Raw genomic sequence first — 17,440 nt, 5'->3', positions numbered from 1 at the left:
TGCGCGTATTTCACCAGTTAAATTCTTCCTAAACTCAATTCCGTCAATAGTTGGTCCGCATCGCCCGCATCATGCGCTGCCACCATTGGGGAGCGCTCAGACGATGCACGGTCTGCGGCGCGGGTGCCATGGTCCTTAGATCAACCGGGTTGGAAGCGCCGTAGAGCGCCAGCCCCGCCAGCGTGGCGAAGGCCGGGCCGCCATGCGCCTCCGGAAGCGCCGCGATCCCGCGCGGGCGGCCGATGCGGACGGCGCGGCCCAGCGCGCCTTGCGCATAGTCGGCAATGCCCTTCATCTCCGCGCCCCCGCCGGTCAGCACGACCTGGCGCCCTGTCGGCGAATTGAAACCCATGCCCGCCAGCGCGGCGTTCACCTCCACCATGATCTGGTTCAGGCGTTCGCAAATCACGCCGACCAGAGCGGCGCGCGTGATCTTTCCTCCTTCGGCGTTCGGCCCCGCATTCTGCCCCGGAATCGCGACATCGCCATGGGGCGTCGCGATCTCGATCATCTCGCGGAAGTCGCGGCGGTTCTGCATCGCCGAGCCGTAGAAGCATTTGACCCGCTCCGCCTGGCTGCGGCGGATGCCGAAGGCCGACGCGATATCGTCGGTGATATCCGAAGCGCCTATAGGAATGGAATGCAATCCCACCAGCATCCCGCCGGCATAAAGCGATACGTTGGTCACGCCTGCGCCCAGCTCCACCAGCGCCACGCCCAGATCGCGCTCCTCCTCCGACAGACAGGCAAAGCCCGTCGCGATCGGCGAGGCGACGATCGAATTGACGTTGAGATAAGCGCCACGCACGCAAAGGTCGAGATTGGCAAGCGGCGCGCCATCCGCCAGCACCACATGGATATCGACGCCCAGCAGGTCCGCGTGCATCCCCAGCGGCTTCTTGACCGGCACCTTGCCGTTAATGGTGAAGCAGGTCGGCTGGGCATGGAGCACCACGCGCCCGTCCGGGTCGATCCCCTGCTGCCCGGTGGCGAGCAGGTCGTCAATGTCGGTCTGTTCCACGCGATAGCCGCCCATGTCGCGCTCGACCGTCACCACGTCGCTGACCAGGCTGCCGCCGGAGAAGCTGACCCACACATCCTCGATATTGGTGCCCGCGACGCGCTCAGCCTGTTCCACCGTTTCGCGGACGGCAAGTTCGGTGCGCTCCATGTCGGCGATGAAACCGCGCCGCACGCCCCGGCTTTCGCGCTGGCCGGTGCCCAGGATCGTCAACTCGCCCGTTTCGGTACGCCCCGCGATCAGCGCAGACACCTTCCACGATCCGATATCGATCGCAGTGACAAGTTTTTCGACCTTGGGCTGGGCCATGGCGCCTTATCCCTCTCCGTCCGAGGCAGGCTTATCCCCCGCCGCTTCCGGCTTGTCCTGCGCCAGCCCCTGCGGCAGGCGGAGCACGAAACGGTCGGGATCGCGCATGTCGAACTTGACGATGCCCCGGCCCAGCAGGCGATTGACGCCGTCCATCCGCGCGAAATTCACCAGCGCCGAGGCGGAATCCTTGTCCCCTTCCGGCAGCGAAAGCGTCTCGCCCGATTGGAAGCGCAAGTCCCAGCGGCGGTTGCCGACCCATGTCGCACCCGCCAGCATGGGCTTCAAGGCAGGCGCATTCTCCATCAGCCGGTTAAGGCCCGCCGTCTGGAGATTGGCGTTCGGTCCCACGACCAGCGGCAGGTCGGGCATCGCGCCGGGCGACACGCCCTGGAGCACCACGCCCGCCACGTCGATCAGTTGCAAGCGGCCCGCATTCTGCCACACGGCGACCGGCTCCCGCTCGACGATATCGACCACCAGCGTATCGGGAAGGCGGCGTGAAATGCGCGCGTCCTTCACCCAGCCAAGCTTCAACATCTCCTCGCGCACCCTGGGCAGGTCGAGCGACAGCATGGAACGATCCACCTGTCCCAGCGCGATATTATAGACGGGCATTTCATCCATGCGCTCGACGCCGCGCACCTCGACCTTTTCGACTTCGAAGCCCGCGCGCGCCGCAAGGTCCGCCGCGCCCTGACGCGCCATGCCGGGCAGGCCGAACATGATGGCGATGCCGCCCGCCAGCACCAGCGCTATGCCGACAATGGTCCAGCTCGCCAAGCGCTGCACCGTCGCCTCGCTGATAGGGAGGGCCGCGATGGCGCGGTCGATCCAGGAGCGCTGCTTGACCATGCGGCCCCGCCCCCTGCCGCGCGCGGAGGTCGTCCGCGTCAGCCGCGCCGTGCCGCCGCGCCGAATCCGTGCCTCACTCATTCAACGCCCCCATTTTCGGCCCCGTTTTCAGCGCATCCTCCACGATCAGCTCGACCAGTTCCGCATAGTCTATGCCCAGCTTCGCCGCCTGTTCGGGCACGAGGCTGAGCGGCGTCATACCCGGCTGGGTGTTGACCTCCAGCAGGAACAGACCCTCGATACCCTGCGAGTCGTCCCAGCGGAAGTCGGAACGCGACGCGCCCTTGCAGCCCAGCAGTTTATGAGCGCGTAGCGAGATCGCCTTGCACGCCTGCGCGATGTCGTCGGGAATGTCGGCCGGGCAGACATGCTCGGTCATGCCGTCGGTATATTTGGCGTCGAAATCGTAGAAGCCGCCCTTGGGCCGCAATTCCGTGACCAGCAACGACTCCTCGCCCAGAACGGCAGTCGTCAGTTCCCGCCCACGGATATAGGGTTCAGCCAGCAGTTCGTCGAAATGCAACCACGGCCCTTCCACATCGCGGCCGATGGGCGAGCCGTAATTGCCGCTCTCCGTCACGATGGCAACGCCGACGGAGCTGCCTTCATTGACCGGCTTCACCACATAGGGGCGCGGCAGCGGGTCGCCTTCGAACAGGGTTTCGCTCTTCACCATCTGCCCGCCGGGCATGGGGATGCCGTGGGGGACCAGCGCCTGCTTGGTGAGCTGCTTATCGATGGCGATGACCGAAGTGGCAAGGCCCGAATGCGTGTAGGTCAGGCCCATCAGGTCCATCATGCCCTGCACTGTGCCGTCCTCGCCCGGAACGCCATGGAGCGCGTTGAACACGACATCGGGTCTGGTTTCGGCAAGGCGCAGCGCGACATCGCGGTCCATGTCGATCCGCGTCACCCTATGCCCGCGCGATTCCAGTGCCTTGGCGACGCCCTCCCCGCTCGAGAGCGAGACGGGGCGCTCCGCCGACCAGCCGCCCATCAGGACGGCGACATGCCACGGGCCCCGGCTCACTTCTTCTCACCCACGCGTTGAATCTCCCACTCCAATTCGATGCCGCTCTTTTCCCGAACGCGGCGACGGACTTCTTCGCCCAACGCCTCGATATCGGCGCTGGTCGCATCGCCAAGATTGAGGAGGAAATTCGTATGCTTTTCCGAAATCTGCGCGCCGCCCAACTTGAGGCCCCGGCATCCGGCTTCATCGACCAGCGCCCATGCCTTGTGCCCTGCCGGATTCTTGAAAGTCGATCCGCCCGTCTTGCTGCGGAGAGGCTGGCTTTCCTCGCGCGCGGCGGCAATACGGTCCATCTCCGCCTGGATCGCGGCGGGTTCTCCCGACACGCCCCGGAACAGGGCGCTCACCACCACGGCGTCTTCGGGCAGCGTGCTGTGGCGATAGGTGTAGCCCAGCGCATCGAGCGGCAGCGTGACGCGCTCGCCCGAACGCAGCACCACCTCGCACTCCACGAGTATGTCGCAGGTTTCGCGGCCATAGGCCCCGCCGTTCATCCGCACGAAACCGCCGACCGTGCCGGGGATGGAACGCAGGAACTCAAGGCCCCCGATGCCCGCATCGCGCGCGGTCGAGGATACCAGGATGCCCGATGCGCCGCCGCCGCAGCGCAGGGTGACGGCATCCATCTGCTCCACCTTTGCGAAGGGCTTGCCCAGCCGCACGACCACGCCGGGCACGCCGCCGTCCCGCACGATCAGGTTGGAGCCAAGGCCCAGCGCCATGACGGGAATGGACGGGTCCGACAAGCGCAGGAAATCGGCCAGGTCTTCGGCGTCCTTCGGCTCGAACAGCCATTGCGCCGCGCCGCCCGCCTTGAACCAGACGAGCGGCGCCAGCGGAGCCTGCGCCTTGAGCGTGCCGCGCACGGCAGGCATGGCCTCCTCCGGCAAAGGCGCAATGCCGGTCATGACGGCGCGTTCTCGCTATAATCTTCACTCTGAACCCGGTTCAGGATTCTCCGCGCCGCCGCGAACGGAGTCGCGTGAGAAGAAATGGATGCTGAAACACGTTCAGCATGACGGCAGGAATGAAGGGAAGGCGTGCGCGTCATGTCAGGCCGCTTCCTTCCCCGCGATGGCCGGCGCAAGGCCCGCCGCCCATTTGGTGATGTCGCCCGCGCCAAGGCAGATTATTATGTCATCGGCCTGCACGTCCGGAGCGATCAGGCGGGCGAGATCGTCCGCGCCTTCCACGGTGAAGGCTGCGCGGTGGCCCCGGCGTTTCAACCCCTCGACCAGCGCGGCGCTGTCCACGCCCTCGATCGGTTGCTCGCCCGCAGGATAAACCGGCGCAGCATAGACAATGTCCGCGTCGTTGAACGCCTGCTGGAACTCGTCCATCAGGTCGCGCAGGCGGGTGAAGCGGTGCGGCTGGACCACGGCGATGACGCGGCCTTTGGCACCTTCGCGGGCGGCGGCGAGCACGGCTTTGATCTCGACCGGATGGTGGCCGTAATCGTCGATAACGGTCGCGACGCCTTGGGCGGCCGGGATTTCCCCGACCTTGGTGAAGCGGCGCTTGACCCCGCCGAACTTGGCGAAGCCGGTGCGGATGACCGCGTCTTCAATGCCCATGTGCAGCGCCACGCCGATGGCGGCCATGGCGTTGAGCACATTATGGCGGCCCGGCATCGGCATTTCGATGCCCTCGATGCGACGGATGGAGCCGTCGCGCTCGCGGATCTGCACGTCGAAACGGTTGCCGCCGGGGATCGGCTGCACATTTTCGCCGCGAATGTCGGCCTGCGCGGAAAAGCCGTAGGTCACGATGCGCCGGTCCTGCACGCGCGGCAGGATCGCCTGCACTTCGGGATGGTCGAGGCACAGCAGGGCCGCGCCGTAGAAGGGCACATTCTCGACAAACTCGACGAAGGCGTCCTTCACCGCGTCGAAATCGCCATAATGATCGAGATGTTCGGGATCGATATTGGTCACGACCGCAATGGTGCCGTCCAGCCGCAGGAAGCTGCCGTCGCTTTCGTCCGCCTCCACCACCATCCACTCGCTGTTGCCCAGACGCGCGTTAGAGCCGTAGCTGTTGATGATGCCGCCGTTGATAACCGTCGGATCGACCCCGCCAGCGTCCAGCAGGGCCGCGATCATGGAGGTCGTGGTGGTCTTGCCGTGAGTCCCCGCGACCGCGACCGTCGACCTGAGGCGCATCAATTCCGCCAACATCTCCGCGCGGCGGATGACAGGCACGCGCTTCTCCAGCGCCAGTTCGACTTCGGGATTGCCCCGCTTGATAGCTGTGGAGGTCACCACCACGGCAGCGTCGCCCAGATTTTCCGCCCTATGGCCGATCATCACGGCAATGCCCTTCTGGCGCAGGCCCTCCACGACATAGCCTTCGGCCACATCGCTCCCCTGAACCTTGTAACCCAGATTATGCATCACCTCGGCGATGCCGGACATGCCTATGCCGCCAATACCGATGAAATGGATCGTGCCGATGTCGGTGCCGACACCCTTCATGCCTTTATCTCCGAAACATCACCGTCATCCCGGCGGAAGCCGGGATCTCTCTTTTCTTGAAGAGCGACCGGGAAAGAAGAAGTGAGATGCCAGCGTTCGCTGGCATGACGAAAAAGAGGCGCCGTCATGCAGGCACGCCCTGCAAATTGAGGCTGGTCGGCGTCGGGCCGACGCGAACCGGATCGTTGAGAATGGGCGCGGACCCGATGCTTTCCAGCAGGTCCGCCATGTCGCGCGCGGCATCGGGACGGCCGCAGGCCCGGGCGCGTCTGGCCGCGTTCTGGAGAGCGCCCGGCTCCATCGCCATCTTCTGCATCTGCTTGGCGAGTTCGACCGCTGTGAAGTGCGCCTGCCTTATGGTGCGCGCGCCGCCCGCCTCGGTCATTTCGCGGGCATTGGCGGTCTGGTGATCGTCCATGGCGCTGGGCAGCGGAACGAGGATGGCGGGACGCCCCGCGCAGGTCAGTTCCGCCAGCGTCGAAGCGCCCGCCCGCGCGATGACGAGATGCGACCAGCCCAGCTTTTCCGGCACATCGTTGAAATAAGTCGCCAGATCGGCGGGGATTTCAAGGTCGGCATAGAGCTTGCGGACGCGCTCTATATCCTCGGCGCGGCATTGCTGCGTCACTTGCAGACGCCGGCGCAGGCTCAACGGCAACATGCCAAGGCCGTCCGGCACGACGCTCGACAGGACGGTCGCGCCCTGACTGCCGCCGATCACCAGCACGCGGAACACGCTTTCGTCGGTCAGTGCGGGAAATTCCTCGTCCCGCAACAACTTGACCTCCTCGCGCACCGGATTGCCGATCAGGTGCACCTTGGCCGCATATTTGTCCTTGAGCCGTTCGACCACCGGATAAGCGGTCGCGATCGCATCGACCCGGCTCGCCAACAGGCGGTTGACGCGACCCAGCACGGCGTTCTGCTCATGGATCGCGGTGGGGATGCCATCGGCCAGCGCCCCCAGCAGCGCAGGCATGGCCGGATAGCCGCCAAAGCCCACCACGGCGGTCGGCCGGAACGTATCATTCAGGCGCCGCGCCATGGCCCGTCCGGCGAGGATCGCCTTCAAGGCGCCCGGCCAGCTTTTCGGATTGCTGGTCATGCGGCCGGCGGGCAGCACATGAACCTGCGCCTTGTCGAAGATGCCGGGGATCTTCGCGCCACGCTCATCCGTCACCAGCGCGACATGATGGCCCCGCGCCATCAGCTCTTCGGCGACGGCATGGGCGGGAATCATATGACCGCCCGTCCCGCCGGCGGCGAGGACGAAGTGACGGGAAATGCTCATCGGCCACTCCATTTGACGACGGTATGCCGCCCCATGAAGGGGTTGCGCCGCGTGAATGCGAGCAACAGGCCTACCCCGATACAAAGCGCCAGCATAGAGGAGCCGCCATAGCTGATAAAGGGCAGCGTCATGCCCTTCGACGGAAAAATCTGGGCGTTGACGCCCATGTTGATGATCGCCTGCAAACCGAACTGGGTGGTAAGGCCCGCCGCGGCGAGGATCGTGAAATTATCCTCCTCATCCAGCAGGCGCAGGAGCACGCGAACGATGATGGCGAGATACAGCACCGCGATGGCGATACAGGCGAGCAGGCCGAACTCTTCCCCGATCACCGAGAAGATATAATCGGTATGCGCTTCGGGCAGGCGAAACTTGTTCTGCCCGCCGCCCGGACCCACACCCATGAAACCGCCATGGGTGATGGTGCGATAGGCAAGGTCCGTCTGGTCCGGTCCGACCGATTGATCGACGCCGATGCCGAGGAAGTCGTTGATGCGCTGCCGCCCGTTTTCGTAGAACATATACATCGCCACCAGCCCGCCCAGGCCCAGCCCGGCCATCGTGCCGATGAAGCGCATAGACACCCCCGACAGCAGCAGCAGGCACCCCCAGCACGCCGCGAAGATCACCGTCTGTCCAAAATCCGGCTGACGCATCAGGATCAGCGCGACGAAGGCCGTGACCACGCCGGTCAGCGGAATGACCGGCAGCGTCTGGTCCTGTCCCCGCAACGACAACAGCCACGCCATCGTCACCACATAGACCGGCTTGAGGAATTCGGAGGGCTGAAAACGAAAGCCGGGCAGGTCGATCCACCGCTTCGCGCCGTTGACGGTCGATCCCAGCACGGGAACCAGAAGAAGCGCCAGCACGAACAAGAAACACATGATGACCGCGAAACGCCGCGCCTGCGGGCGGGGAAGCATGGAGATCACCAGCATGATCGGCAGGCCCAGTCCTACCCACATGAGCTGGCGATAGAAATAGACCAGCGAGTTGACCGTGATCGTGGCGGTCGAACGGTCGATGGCGGCGACCGGCGAGGCAGCGGCGACCGCGACCAGCCCGACGGCCATCAGCGCGACGATCAGCGACAGCAGCACACGGTCGATTTCCCAGAACCAGATGGCGAGCGCCGTCCGTTCGCGCGGCACGGTGCGGGACTTGAAGCCCTTCACCAATTCCCCTGCCCTGAACATGCCTGCTCGCCCCTTCCTTCTGTCCGCCGGACCCTATTCCAGCGCCGCGACGGCAGCGGCGAAGGCATCGCCGCGCGCTTCGAAATCGCGGAACTGGTCGAAACTCGCACAGGCGGGCGACAGCAGCACCACATCGCCCGGCTGCGCCACCCGCGCCGCACGGCGAACGGCGGCCGATAGCATCTCGCTGTCGTCCACCGCCATATGCGAGCGCAGCAGGTCGGCGAACATATGCCCCGCCTCGCCGATGGTATAGGCGTGCGCGACATTGCCGAACCGGGGCGCACACTCGTCCAGATTGTCGGTCTTGGCCAGGCCGCCGACGATCCAGTGAATGCGAGGACGCCCGTTCACCGGCGGAAAGGCCGCCAAGGCAGGCGCGGTCGAGGCGGGATTGGTCGCCTTGCTGTCGTTGACGTAGAGGACGCCGTTCAGCGTACGGACGGCCTGCATACGATGGGGCAGGCTGGCGAAGCTGGCGAGGGCGTTAAATATCGTGGGCAAATCTATGCCAAGTGTACGGCAGCACGCAATCGCCGCCCGGGCATTTTGCAGGTTGTGCGGACCCTGGAGCGATGGCCAAGCTGATTGATCTGTCACATTGACGCTATCGATTTCGATAGCTTCATGTCCAGACCAGTCATCCAAAATCTGATGCTTTGCTTCAGTAGCAGCATCGATAATCGCAACACCGTCCGATGACTGCATCGCAAACAAGCGCGCCTTGGACGCCACATAGCCCTCGAATCCATTATAGCGGTCGAGATGATCGGGCGTGATGTTGAGCAGCACCGCCACGTCGCAATCGAGGCTGTGGGTCAGGTCGATCTGATAGCTCGACAGTTCGAGCACATAGACGCCCACCCCTTTCAGGTTCGGCTCCAGCGGCTCCTGCCCCAGGATCGGCAGGCCGATATTGCCGCCCATCCGCGTGGGATAGCCCGCCTGCTCGATGATATGGTGGATCAGCGCCGTGGTGGTCGACTTGCCGTTTGTGCCGGTGATGCCGACCACCTTGTGCGGCGGCAGCGTCGGCCGGGCGAGCGCGAACAGTTCGATGTCGCCGATGATCGGCACGCCCGCCAGCTTCGCCTGCATCGCGATGGGGTGACGGTTGAGCGGCACGCCCGGCGACACGACCACGCCGTCGAAGCCCTTGAGGTCGATTTCCGCCGGGTCAGCCAGCTCCGCCTTGTCGGCGACGGCTGCGCGCGCTTCCTCCCGGCTGTCCCACGCAACCACTATCGCGCCGCTGGCTGCCAGCGTCTCGACCGTGGCCAGACCCGACCGCGCCAGCCCCAGCACCGCATACCGCTTGCCCGCGAAGACATTCGAGACGATCCCCATCCCTTATCTCAGCTTCAGCGTGGCAAGGCCGGCGAGCGCCAGCACGAAGGCGATGATCCAGAAACGGATCACGACGGTCGGCTCGGCCCAGCCCAACTGCTCGAAATGATGGTGGATCGGCGCCATCTTGAATACGCGTTTGCCGGTCCGCTTGTAGAAGAAGACCTGGATGATGACGCTCATCGCTTCCACCACGAACAGACCGCCGATGATGCCCAGCACGATTTCATGATGCGCGGTGACGGCAATCACGCCGATGGTGCCGCCCAGCGCGAGGCTCCCCGTATCGCCCATGAAGACGGCGGCGGGCGGCGCGTTGAACCAGAGGAAGGCAAGGCCCGCCCCGATGATCGCGCCGCACAGGATGGTGAGATCGCCGGCGCCCGGCACATGCGGGATGCCCAGATAGGTGGCGAAGTCGGCGCGGCCCACCAGATAGACGATCAGCATGAAGGCCAGCGAGGCGATGATGACCGGCATCGAAGCAAGGCCGTCCAGCCCGTCGGTCAGGTTCACCGCATTGCCGAACGCCACGATCACGAAGGCCGCGAACAAGAAATAGAACGGTCCCAGCTCAATTGCCGGACCGTTATAGAAGGGCACGTACAGCGCAGTATTGCCATGATGGTTGACGATCATCCACGCCGCGAAACCCGCGATCAGGAACTCGAACAACAGGCGTACCTTGCCCGAAAGCCCCTTGTGGCTGGCCTTCGTCACCTTGTCGTAATCATCGAGGAAGCCGATCGCGCCGAAACCCAGCGTCACGAACAGGCAAGCCCACACGTAGACGGACGACAGATTCATCCACAGCAGCACCGACACGATCATCGACGTGAGGATCATCAGCCCGCCCATGGTCGGCGTGCCCCGCTTGGCGAGATGGCTTTGCGGGCCGTCGTCGCGGATCGGCTGGCCTTTGCCCTGACGCACGCGCAGCCAGCCGATAAAGCGCGGCCCGATGACAAGGCCGATCAGCAGGGCCGTGGCGATCGACGCGCCCGCCCGGAAGCTCAGATAGCGAACGAGGTTGAAAATCCCCGCGAAATCCAGTGTCTGGGCAAGCCAGTAGAGCATTAATTCCCTTCCCCGTTCAGGGCCGTTTCCTCAAGCGCGGCGACAAGGCGGGACAGGCCGATGCCATTCGATCCCTTGACCAGGATCGCGTCGCCAGCGCGCATTTCCGATTGCAGCAAGTCCGTCGCCGCCGCCGTGTCGGGAACATGCGCGAAGGGAAATGCCTTCCCCAACGCGTCGGCCAGCGGCGTCATCTCCTGTCCCACCAATATCGCATAGTCGACCTGTCCGGCGGCGAGCGGTTCTGCAAGTCCGGCGTGCAACTCGGCGCTGCAGCTGCCCAGTTCGCGCATCCCGCCCAGAACGGCGATGCGCCGCGCCGCCTTTTCCCGGCCCAGCTGCTTGAGCGTCGCTGCCATGCTGAGCGGATTGGCGTTATAGCTTTCGTCGATCAGCAGCGCCTCGCCGCCCGCGACCGGCACGATGCGCCGCTCGCCCCGGCCCGGCAGCCCCGGCATCTCCGCCAGCGCAAGCCCCGCCGCCGCCAGATCGCCGCCCAGCGCCTCGACCGCCGCCAGCACGGCGAGCGCGTTCGACACCCAATGTTCGCCCGGCGCGGCAACGGTGAAGCACAATTCGGCATGGGGCAGAACCGCCGTCACCAGTGTTCCGCCGCCGGATGCCGGCACGCTTTCCCGCACGCGCACGTCCGCTTCCTCGCCGAAGCCGAAAGTCAGGATATGCGCGGCGTGCTTTTCCGCCTTTTCATAGAGGATGGCGATATGCGGGCTGTCATAGGGGATGATCGCCGTGCCGCCCGGCTCCAACCCCTCGAAAATCTCCGCCTTGGCCTCCGCGATGGCGGCTTCGGTGCCGAAAAATTCGATATGCGCCGGCGCGATGGCGGTGACGATGGCGACATGCGGACGGACCTGTCGGGTGAGCGCGGCAAGTTCGCCCGCATGGTTCATGCCCATCTCGAACACGCCGAAGGCTGCGTCGCGGGGCATCCGCGACAGGCTCAGCGGCACGCCGACATGGTTGTTGTAGCTCTTGACCGAACGATGCACCTGTCCTGGATGGTTCCGGTCGAGCGCCTGGAACAAGGCTTCCTTGGTGCCGGTCTTGCCCACCGATCCGGTGACGCCGACCACTTTGCCCGCCATGCGCGCCCGCGACGCCCGGCCCAGCGCCTCCAGCGCGGCGGCGCTGTCGGGCACCAGCACATGCGGATAATCGACGGCCTCGCTGACGACGGCTCCCGCCGCGCCCTGCGCGAACGCCTTGTCCACGAAGCGGTGCCCGTCCGTCGTTTCGCCCTTCATCGCGACGAACAAATCGCCCTGCGTCACTTCCCGGCTGTCGAAGGCCACCCCGGAAACGGCGAACGGCGCCGTCGCGGCGCCGCCCGTGGCCGAAGCGATTTCCTGGGAGGTCCAGAGCTTGGCCATCACCGCCTCCGGCCGCTTCGAGCGAAGTCGAGAAACGGAAACGCATGACGGTTCCCGACAAGGCCGAACCGAACGGGAGCCGGGATTCCAGCCATCACCCCGCGCACTCCCGCGCCACGGCGACATCGTCGAAGGGCAGTACGCGGTCGCCGATGATCTGGCCCTGCTCATGCCCCTTGCCCGCCAGCAGCACGATATCGTCGGAACCAGCCTGCGCGATGGCAGCGGCGATGGCGGCACGGCGCCCGCCGATCTCCTCCGCGCCCGGCGCGCCCGCCATCACGGCGGCGCGAATGGCGGAAGGGTCTTCGGAGCGCGGATTGTCGTCCGTGACGATCACATGGTCAGCCAACTCGGTCGCGACCTTGCCCATTTGCGGCCGCTTGCCCGCATCGCGATCCCCGCCCGCGCCGAACAGCGCGATCAGCCGGCCGCGCGTGTGCGGGCGGAGCGCTTCCATGGCGGCGCGCAGGCCGTCGGGCGTATGGGCATAATCGACATAGACCGGCGCGCCCGCCCGGCTGATGACGGCACGCTCCAACCGTCCGCGGACGGGCTGAACCCGGCTCAGCAGTTCCAGCACCTTCCCCGTATCGCCACCCGTCGCGATGACCAGTCCCGCCGCCGTCAGGGCATTGGCCGCCTGATAAGCGCCGATCAGCGGCAGATTGACCTTATAAGCCTTGCCGTCCGCCTCGACATCCATCGTTTGGCCCAACTGGGTCGGGGTGCGGTTGGCAAGACGCAGCGCCTGCCCCTTCACCCCGACGCTCAGCAGACGAAGCCCCCGCTTCGTAACCCGCTCGATGACCTTGTCGGACCATAGATCGTCCGCCCACACGACCGCCGCGCCATCAGACGCGACAATTTCGTCGAACAGCCGCATCTTGGCTTCGAAATAGCTGTCCATGTCGCCATGATAATCGAGATGATCGCGCGACAGGTTGGTGAAGGCCCCCGCCATGACCGGCAAGCCTTCGGTCCGATATTGGGCGAGGCCATGGCTCGACGCCTCGAACGCGGCATGCGTGATGCCCTCGCGCTTGAGGCCCGACATATTGGACAGGAACGTCACGATGTCCGGCGTGGTCAGGCCCGTCGACACCTGATCGACCGACGTGGTGACGCCCAGCGTTCCGATGGAAGCGGATTTGTGCCCCAGCATCCGCCAGAGCTGCCGCGCCAGTTCCACGGTGGATGTCTTGCCGTTGGTCCCGGTGACGGCAACGGTCACATCGGGGAACGGCGCGAAATAGCGCGCGGCGAGCAAGGCGAACAGGCGTCGCGGATTGGGATGGGCGATATGAATCGCGCCCTCGACCTTCGCCTGCGGCGAGGCGACGACCGCCACGGCGCCCGCCTTCACCGCGTCGGGGATATAATCCTCGCCATTGACGCGCAGACCCTGGAATGCGCCGAAAACGGTGCCGGGCGCGACCTTTCGATTGTCGATGGCAAAGCCCGTAACAGATGTGTCGAGGCCGGCGTTTTCGCCGACCTCGACATCCAGCTCCTCGATCAGCGACCCGAGGCGCGTCACTCTTTTTCTCCCTTGTTTCCGCCGAGCAGCGGCATGAGGTCCGAAATATCGACGTCGCGCTGCTGATCGGGCATGATGCCCAGCATCGGCGCGGTGCGTTCCACCACCCGCTTCACCACGGGCGCGGCGGTCCACGCGGCCGTGCGCAAGCCGAATGTCTGCGCGTTCCCCTTCGGCTCGTCCATCATGGCGAGCACGACATAGCGGGGATTGTCCATCGGGAAAGCGGAAGCGAAAGTCGTCACCAGCGAAGTCTTGTTATAACGGCCCTCTTCCGGCTTTTCGGCGGAGCCTGTCTTGCCACCCACGCGATAGCCCACGGCGTTGGCGCTTCGCCCTGTACCGGCTGAAACGATCATCCGCAACAGTTGCCGCATCCGCGCGCTGGTGGCAGCGGAAAAGACGCGATGGCCCTCCGGCACGTCTTCGGGCCTCAGCTTCCGCAACGTGGCCGGACGCCACACCCCGCCATTCACCAGCGCGGCATAGGCGGCCGCCAGATGCAGCGGCGTCACCGCGATGCCATGGCCATAGGATACGGTCATGGTCGTGATGCGGCCCCAGCTCGATGGCCAGATGCCCTTCGCCCGCTCCTTAAGTTCGATGGGCGCGCGCTGATCGAACTGCAAGTCGCGGAAAAGATGCTGCATGGCCTCCGCGCCCATTTCGTCCGCGATACGCGCCGTCGCGATGTTGGAGCTGTGCACCAGCGTCTGCGGCACATTGATCCAGGCGCCCATCGGGTGATCGTCCTTGATGCGGAAGCCCGCAACAGCCAGCGGCGCGGTCGCGTCATAACGCTTGCTCATGGAGGTCACGACGCCCCGGTCCATCGCCCCGCCGATGGAGAGCGGCTTGAAGGCCGAACCCAGCTCGTAGCGCGCCTGGACGATATGGTTGCAGAGCGGCGATTCGGAGCATTTCTTGCCCGCGTAGTTTTGCAGCTTGTTCGGATCGAACACCGGGATCGACGCCATGGCGATCACTTCGCCGGTATTGGCGTCCAGGATGATGCCGCCCGCACCCTTCGCATTTTGCGACACCATCTGGGCATAAAGCTCGCTTTCCAGCGCGCCCTGCACCCGGCTGTCGATGGAGATGGCGAAAGGCTGTCCCCGCAGCGCCGGGTCGGCCAGGCGGTCGTTGAACGCGGCCTCCACACCCATGCCGCCCACGCCTTCCGCATTGGGCGCAAAGCCCAGCACATGCGCGGCCAGCGTCCGCTGCGGATAGAGCCGTTCCTTCTCGCGCGGGAACTCGATGCCGATCTCGCCCAGCGCGTTCACCGCCGCCACCTCTTCGGGCAGGGCACGACGGCGCAGATAGGCCCATCCCTTGCCGGTCAGCTTCTTGTAGAATGCCGCTTCCGGCTCATCGGGGAAGATTTCGTGCAGCTTGCGCGCCAATTCCGCCGGTTCGCCGATCAGCTTCGACGGACTAACGGCAATGGAATAGGCGTCCATCGTTCGCGCCAGAGGCACGCCGTTGCGGTCCACGATATCGGCGCGCGCGGGCAGCAGGCCCGACAGCCCGTCGCCGCCCCGCCCGCTATCGGCAAAGAAGCCGACCCAGGTGAGTCGGCCGATCAGGATCGCGGTGATCGCAAGGAACAGGATCAGCAGCAGCATCAGCCTGTTATGGGCGATGGCGGTCAGGTTGACCCGCTGCCGCCCGGCTCTGACGCCTCCAGGCTGAACGATGATCGTCGCCATCAGCGCTGCCCCTTCCTGCGCTCGCGCGCCGCTCTGGCGCTGAGGTCGCCCAGTGTGCTGTCGTCCAGCAGCTTGGCATCCAGCATCGCCATCCGCTCGGCGCGGCGGGCGACGGGGTTGGGGCGGGACGTGTCGGCGTCACGCTTCGCCTTCTCCACCGGAGTGGGCTTGGCGATCTTGTCGACATTGTCCGCCGCATGGGCTTCGCGGATGACGGCGATATCGCTGCGGATCTGCGTCGCGGCGGGGCTGGCCGGCGCGGGCTGCGCGGCGGAGGGCAGGTCGGCGGGCGTCTGCACCATCGCCACCATCACCGGCGGCGCGACATAGTCCGGCCCGTTGGGCTGCACCCCGTCCAGATGCGCCAGCGCCCGCTCGCCCGCCAGATATTGCTGGGCGTTGGGCGTCGCATAACGGAAATCGTCCTGATTCCAACGCTCAAGCTGCCGCATATTGGCGCGCGCGCTGAATTCCGTCTCCAGATAACGAATGTCGCCATTGGCCCGCGCGATCTGCGCCCGGACGCGCATCAGTTCATTGCGTTCCGTCGCCACCTTGAGCGAAACCAGATAGGCGCCCAGCGCCCCCAGAGCGACGAGGAGCACCCAGATCAGGCTCTGCAACCTCTTGACGGCGATCATGACCGACCACTCCGGCTGGTGTTGGAACGACGTGCGGGCGCGCCCGTGCGGACGGCGCTGCGGAGCGTGGCGGAACGGGCGCGGGGATTGCGCGCCAGTTCGGCCTGTCCGGGACGCACCGCCTTGGCGGGCCGCTCGAAGGTTGGGCGTTCGCTGACCTGCCGTTCGGGCATGTGGCGCGATCCGCCGCTTTCGTTGCCCGAACGCTGCCGCAGGAACTGCTTGACGATCCGGTCCTCAAGGCTGTGGAAGGTCACGACCGCCAGACGGCCGCCTTCGTCCAGCAGCGCCTCGGCCGCCTCCAGCCCGCGCTCCAGCTCCTCCAGTTCGCGGTTCACATGGATGCGGATGGCCTGGAAGGTGCGGGTCGCCGGGTCCTTCTTGTCATGGGGCTTATGGCCCAACGCGCGGCGCACCACGGCGGCAAGCTGCCCCGTGCGCTCCAGCGGCCGCGCCTCGACAATGGCCCGCGCGACGCGGCGCGAACGCGGCTCCTCGCCATAGCGATAAAGCACGTCCGCAATCTCCTGTTCCGGGGTATTGTTTAGGAAATCGGCGGCGCTCATGCCATCCTGGCTCATGGTCATGAGCAGCGGCCCGTCCGCCTGAAAGGAAAAGCCGCGATCCGCCCGGTCGAGCTGCATCGACGACACGCCGATATCGAGCGTCACGCCCGACACGCTGGTCACGCCGCGCTCGGCCAGCAAATCCTCCATGCGGGAAAACTCGCCCTCGATCAGGGCAATGCCCTTCTCCTCGGCGAGCGCCCGCCCTTCGCGCACCGCATCGGGATCGCGGTCGAAGGCGAAGACGGTCGCGCCCTTGTCCGCCATGGCCGAGGAATAGCCGCCCGCGCCGAACGTGCCATCGACATGCCGTTCGCCGGGGTTGATGGCGAGCGCGGCCAGCACTTCCGTTATCAGGACGGGGAGATGGCGGTCGGGATCGGCGGCGGGGGTCATTTGCCGCCCCCCGAGTCGCGCTGGTCCAGCCAGCGGCGCACCTTGTTGCGGATCAGTTCGGGGCGATCCTTGCTGTCGATCAGCGCTTCGGGTTTCCACATCTGGATGTAGCGGCCCACGCCATAGAAGAAGACGGCGTCGGAAATGCCATATTCCTGCTTGATATCGGGATGCATGGCGAAGCGGCCGCCTTCGTCGAAATTCACTTCCTCGATCGTGCCGAGGCGGCGTTCCAGTTCCAGATCGGCATTATAGTCGCGGCCGTGCGCCCGCGCTTCCCGCGCCAACTCCTCGACCTCGGCGAACAGGAAGCGCCGGTGCGACTCGCCAAAGCCCGTCGCGCAGCCATTTTCGATATGAACGGACATATAGAGACGGTTCTCGCCCGCGCTGGAGAGCTTCACCTGCCGGCGCATCTCCAGGGGCAGCACGAAACGGCCCTTGCCGTCCGCGACGCTGAACGCGTTGCCCGTATAGAGAATGAGTTCCGACACTTGTGGACCGCCTGCCCCTTTTGGCGGGGCGCAGGCTGTCGCCCGCTAAATCACTGACCGCGATCCAGCGCATAGCGTGCACGAAGCCTGACAA

Annotated in this window: 16 protein-coding genes; all 16 read right to left on the bottom strand. The window is 65.5% G+C overall.

What is annotated here, in order from left to right; all coding sequences use genetic code 11:
* Positions 1-43: 43 nt before the first annotated feature.
* The 16 genes from ftsA to IQ35_RS06765 all read right to left on the bottom strand — a co-directional run bounded on the left by ftsA (position 44) and on the right by IQ35_RS06765 (position 17,346).
* On the bottom strand, positions 44-1,330 hold the full coding sequence (ftsA, locus tag IQ35_RS06835; protein WP_021247389.1) for a cell division protein FtsA: 1,287 nt from the start codon (positions 1,328-1,330) through the stop codon (positions 44-46).
* A 6-nt stretch (positions 1,331-1,336) separates the two neighbouring features.
* A complete protein-coding gene (locus IQ35_RS06830) occupies positions 1,337-2,266 on the bottom strand; it encodes a cell division protein FtsQ/DivIB (protein WP_145072343.1) in 930 nt (309 codons plus the stop codon).
* On the bottom strand, positions 2,259-3,215 hold the full coding sequence (locus IQ35_RS06825; protein ID WP_145072342.1) for a D-alanine--D-alanine ligase: 957 nt from the start codon (positions 3,213-3,215) through the stop codon (positions 2,259-2,261). Before IQ35_RS06825 ends, IQ35_RS06830 begins: the two co-directional genes overlap by 8 nt.
* Entirely contained in the window at positions 3,212-4,126 is a 915-nt protein-coding gene (gene murB, locus IQ35_RS06820; RefSeq protein ID WP_145072341.1) for a UDP-N-acetylmuramate dehydrogenase, read from the bottom strand. The genes IQ35_RS06825 and murB overlap by 4 nt, the downstream gene beginning before the upstream one ends.
* 144 nt (positions 4,127-4,270) lie before the next feature.
* Positions 4,271-5,692, bottom strand: a complete 1,422-nt coding sequence (gene murC, locus IQ35_RS06815; protein WP_145072340.1) for a UDP-N-acetylmuramate--L-alanine ligase — start codon at positions 5,690-5,692, stop codon at positions 4,271-4,273.
* A complete protein-coding gene (locus tag IQ35_RS21725) occupies positions 5,689-5,820 on the bottom strand; it encodes a hypothetical protein (RefSeq protein ID WP_260401421.1) in 132 nt (43 codons plus the stop codon). The genes murC and IQ35_RS21725 overlap by 4 nt, the downstream gene beginning before the upstream one ends.
* The gene (gene murG, locus IQ35_RS06810; RefSeq protein WP_145072339.1) at positions 5,817-6,983 is read right to left on the bottom strand and encodes an undecaprenyldiphospho-muramoylpentapeptide beta-N-acetylglucosaminyltransferase; all 1,167 of its coding nucleotides are present in this window, start codon (positions 6,981-6,983) and stop codon (positions 5,817-5,819) included. The genes IQ35_RS21725 and murG overlap by 4 nt, the downstream gene beginning before the upstream one ends.
* Entirely contained in the window at positions 6,980-8,182 is a 1,203-nt protein-coding gene (locus tag IQ35_RS06805) for an FtsW/RodA/SpoVE family cell cycle protein (RefSeq protein WP_145072338.1), read from the bottom strand. Before IQ35_RS06805 ends, murG begins: the two co-directional genes overlap by 4 nt.
* 33 nt (positions 8,183-8,215) lie before the next feature.
* On the bottom strand, positions 8,216-9,529 hold the full coding sequence (gene murD / locus IQ35_RS06800; protein ID WP_145072337.1) for a UDP-N-acetylmuramoyl-L-alanine--D-glutamate ligase: 1,314 nt from the start codon (positions 9,527-9,529) through the stop codon (positions 8,216-8,218).
* A gap of 3 nt (positions 9,530-9,532) precedes the next feature.
* Positions 9,533-10,606 carry a phospho-N-acetylmuramoyl-pentapeptide-transferase gene (mraY, locus tag IQ35_RS06795; RefSeq protein ID WP_021247397.1) on the bottom strand — a complete coding sequence of 358 codons (1,074 nt, stop codon included), beginning with the start codon at positions 10,604-10,606 and terminating at the stop codon, positions 9,533-9,535.
* On the bottom strand, positions 10,606-11,997 hold the full coding sequence (locus tag IQ35_RS06790) for a UDP-N-acetylmuramoyl-tripeptide--D-alanyl-D-alanine ligase (RefSeq protein ID WP_145072336.1): 1,392 nt from the start codon (positions 11,995-11,997) through the stop codon (positions 10,606-10,608). The genes mraY and IQ35_RS06790 overlap by 1 nt, the downstream gene beginning before the upstream one ends.
* A gap of 94 nt (positions 11,998-12,091) precedes the next feature.
* Complete coding sequence (locus IQ35_RS06785; RefSeq protein ID WP_021247399.1) at positions 12,092-13,537, bottom strand: UDP-N-acetylmuramoyl-L-alanyl-D-glutamate--2,6-diaminopimelate ligase; 1,446 nt, start codon at positions 13,535-13,537, stop codon at positions 12,092-12,094.
* On the bottom strand, positions 13,534-15,249 hold the full coding sequence (locus tag IQ35_RS06780) for a peptidoglycan D,D-transpeptidase FtsI family protein (protein ID WP_145072335.1): 1,716 nt from the start codon (positions 15,247-15,249) through the stop codon (positions 13,534-13,536). Before IQ35_RS06780 ends, IQ35_RS06785 begins: the two co-directional genes overlap by 4 nt.
* A complete protein-coding gene (locus IQ35_RS06775) occupies positions 15,249-15,890 on the bottom strand; it encodes a hypothetical protein (RefSeq protein WP_021247401.1) in 642 nt (213 codons plus the stop codon). The genes IQ35_RS06780 and IQ35_RS06775 overlap by 1 nt, the downstream gene beginning before the upstream one ends.
* On the bottom strand, positions 15,887-16,852 hold the full coding sequence (rsmH, locus tag IQ35_RS06770; RefSeq protein ID WP_021247402.1) for a 16S rRNA (cytosine(1402)-N(4))-methyltransferase RsmH: 966 nt from the start codon (positions 16,850-16,852) through the stop codon (positions 15,887-15,889). Before rsmH ends, IQ35_RS06775 begins: the two co-directional genes overlap by 4 nt.
* The gene (locus IQ35_RS06765) at positions 16,849-17,346 is read right to left on the bottom strand and encodes a division/cell wall cluster transcriptional repressor MraZ (protein ID WP_145072334.1); all 498 of its coding nucleotides are present in this window, start codon (positions 17,344-17,346) and stop codon (positions 16,849-16,851) included. The genes rsmH and IQ35_RS06765 overlap by 4 nt, the downstream gene beginning before the upstream one ends.
* Positions 17,347-17,440 lie beyond the last annotated feature (94 nt).

The organism is Sphingobium wenxiniae (genome assembly GCF_007830065.1).
Taxonomy (GTDB): Bacteria; Pseudomonadota; Alphaproteobacteria; order Sphingomonadales; family Sphingomonadaceae; genus Sphingobium; species Sphingobium wenxiniae.
Note: the sequence above shows the minus strand (reverse complement) of the source record. Positions and strands in the feature narration are given on the sequence as shown.